3 protein-coding genes are annotated in these 2,974 nt (G+C 37.9%); 2 read left to right on the forward strand and 1 reads right to left on the reverse strand.

The window, feature by feature from the left end:
• Positions 1-2 precede the first annotated feature (2 nt).
• Together V7127_RS25650 and nadE are read left to right on the forward strand one after the other, a co-directional pair.
• Positions 3-1,430 (forward strand): nicotinate phosphoribosyltransferase, encoded by a 1,428-nt coding sequence (locus V7127_RS25650; protein ID WP_335491058.1) that lies wholly within the window; start codon positions 3-5, stop codon positions 1,428-1,430.
• Between the two features lie 47 nt (positions 1,431-1,477).
• Complete coding sequence (nadE, locus tag V7127_RS25655) at positions 1,478-2,299, forward strand: ammonia-dependent NAD(+) synthetase (RefSeq protein WP_335491061.1); 822 nt, start codon at positions 1,478-1,480, stop codon at positions 2,297-2,299.
• Between the two features lie 39 nt (positions 2,300-2,338).
• On the opposite strand, the gene V7127_RS25660 is transcribed toward nadE, so the two are convergent.
• Positions 2,339-2,791: a hypothetical protein gene (locus tag V7127_RS25660; RefSeq protein WP_335348338.1), complete on the reverse strand. Its 453-nt coding sequence runs from the start codon at positions 2,789-2,791 to the stop codon at positions 2,339-2,341.
• Between the last annotated feature and the right edge of the window lie 183 nt (positions 2,792-2,974).

Genomic DNA, 2,974 nt, shown 5'->3' on the forward strand with positions numbered 1-2,974 from the left:
CTCTGCATACTGACTTATACCAAATAAATATGGCAGAAACCTATTGGGAAGACGGAATTCATAATAAAAAGGCTGTGTTTGATTTATATTTCCGAAAACTTCCTTTTAATAATGGATATGGAGTCTTTGCTGGACTGGAAAGAGTAATAGAATATATTAATCAATTCCATTTTTCTGAAAGTGATATAACATATTTAAGAGACGTATTAGGTTATCGGGAGGATTTCCTTGAATATTTAAAAACACTTACATTTACAGGCTCCATTCGTTCAATGTCAGAAGGAGAACTTGTATTTGGAAATGAGCCGCTTATGAGAATCGAGGCACCGCTTGCACAGGCACAATTAATCGAAACGGCTCTTCTGAACATCATTAATTATCAAACGTTAATTGCGACAAAGGCTGCTCGGATTAAGGAAGTACTAGGCGAAGAAACGGCGATGGAGTTTGGATCTAGAAGAGCACATGAAATGGACGCAGCCATCTGGGGAGCAAGAGCTGCTTTCATAGGAGGATTTCAGTCAACATCTAACGTAAGAGCAGGTAAGAAATTTAATATTCCTGTTTCAGGTACACATGCCCATGCACTTGTTCAAGCCTACCAGGATGAATATACTGCCTTCCATAAATATGCAAGAAGACATAAAAATTGCGTTTTTCTAGTTGATACGTATGATACATTGAAATCGGGAGTGCCAAATGCCATAAAAGTCGCAAAGGAGCTCGGAGATCAAATAAACTTTATAGGAATTAGGCTAGATAGTGGAGACTTGGCCTATTTATCTAAGGAAGCGAGAAAAATGCTTGATGAAGCTGGTTTTCCAAATGCCAAAATAGTTGCCTCAAATGATCTGGATGAATATACGATCTTAAACTTAAAGGGGCAGGGGGCAAAAATAGATTCATGGGGTATTGGTACTAAATTAATTACCGCCTATGACCAAGCTGCTTTAGGTGCTGTCTATAAGCTCGTCTCTATTGAAAACGAATCAGGTCAAATGGTCGATACGATCAAGATCAGCGGAAACCCAGAAAAGGTGACAACACCGGGAATGAAAAGGGTATATCGGATTATTAATAAAGAGAACCAAAAGTCCGAAGGGGACTATATTACTTTAGAGGACGAAAATCCACAGGAAGAAAAACGGTTGAAAATGTTCCATCCTGTTCACACGTATATAAAGAAGTATATTTCTAATTTTGAAGCAAAAGAGCTGCATAAGGATATATTTGTAAACGGTAAGCTAGTGTACACAATACCTAAACTGACAGATATTCAACAATTTGTTAAAGAAAATCTATCTTTACTTTGGGAGGAAAACAGGCGTTCATTAAATCCAGCAGAATATCCGGTCGACTTAAGTCAGAAATGCTGGGATAATAAAATGGAGCATATTAGAAGAGTAAAAGATAAAGTGAACAAGCTTTAAATAATATCAGGGGAATGGGACAGCATCGTTAAGCGGGAGGAAGAAAAATGACAATTCAAAAGGAAATAATGGAGAAATTGCATGTCAATCCACATATAGATCCAAAGAAAGAAGTCAGAAATCGAATTACTTTTTTAAAAGAATATTTAATAAAAACAAGAGCGAAGGGTTATGTTCTTGGCATTAGCGGCGGGCAGGATTCAACACTTGCAGGGAAACTGGCGCAGCTGGCAGTAGAAGAGTTACGGAAAGAGGACCATGAAGCCTTGTTTATCGCCGTTCGCCTTCCTTATGGCGTTCAAGGAGATGAAGAAGATGCAAAGCTGGCACTTTCATTTATTAAAGCTGATCGGGAATATGTATTTAACATTAAATCAGCCGTAGATGACATTCAACATGAATATAACTCAATTGTAATAAATAACCCATTAAGTGATTATCAGAAGGGTAATGTAAAGGCTAGAATGAGAATGATTGCCCAATATGCATTTGGCGGAGAGAGCGGGTTGCTAGTCATTGGCACTGACCATGCTGCAGAGGCCATCACAGGCTTTTATACGAAATTTGGCGATGGAGGTGCAGATGTCACTCCGCTGACCGGGCTAACAAAACGGCAAGGAAAAGCACTTCTAAAGGAATTAGGTGCCGATGAAAGGCTTTATTTAAAAGTGCCAACAGCAGACCTTCTTGATCTAAAACCGGGACAGGCAGATGAAACAGAACTTGGGATCTCATACGATGAACTCGATGATTATCTCGAGGGTAAACAAGTAAGCCAAGATGCAGTTGATAAAATTGAGAGACGCTATCTCTTGTCTGAGCATAAAAGAAGAATGCCAGCAAGCATGCATGACAATTGGTGGAAATAAAGGATAAACAGCGTTAGGAAAATTCCTAACGCTGTTTTTTTAATCCACCACAATATACGCGATCATCGGTCCATTTTGTTCTTTTCCATGATGGGTATGACAAATTAATCTATATATCCCTTCTTTTTTGAAATGGAGAGGGACAACCGTATCCTCACCTTTTTTCACAATTCCTTTAATATCGGTTCCTTCAATAGAAAATGGATGCTCAGCCCCATTCACGCCTGAAATAATAAGATTTACTTTTTCTCCTTCTTTCACAAAAATCGTTCCCGGGTCCCAACGGTATGACTCAATCTCTTTCCCATTTGGAAGCTTAGCTTTAAATTCTCCTGTCACCATATGAATTTCTCGAACTTCCTCATTTGCCTCTTGGTTAAATACAGATATCGCACCTTTGTTAACAATTAACCAAATTGATGCAGAGGCTACTGCTACAAAGATAACTAAAAACATGATGATGGCTCTTTTTTTCAAAATCAAAAATGGCATTTGCTTTCTCCCCCCATTAAATGTTTGTCCATTATTATAGATATGCTGATAGGGGGGAAGAACTTGTCTAAATTATTTATTTTTCTTCATAATTCCTCATTAGACTTGGAATGACTAGTACATTCTTCCTGATTTAGCCGAAATACCTGTAAAAATTATACATAATATAGATATAATTAATAC

Source organism: Bacillus sp. JJ1773, assembly GCF_036962035.1.
Lineage (GTDB): Bacteria > Bacillota > Bacilli > Bacillales > Cytobacillaceae > Cytobacillus.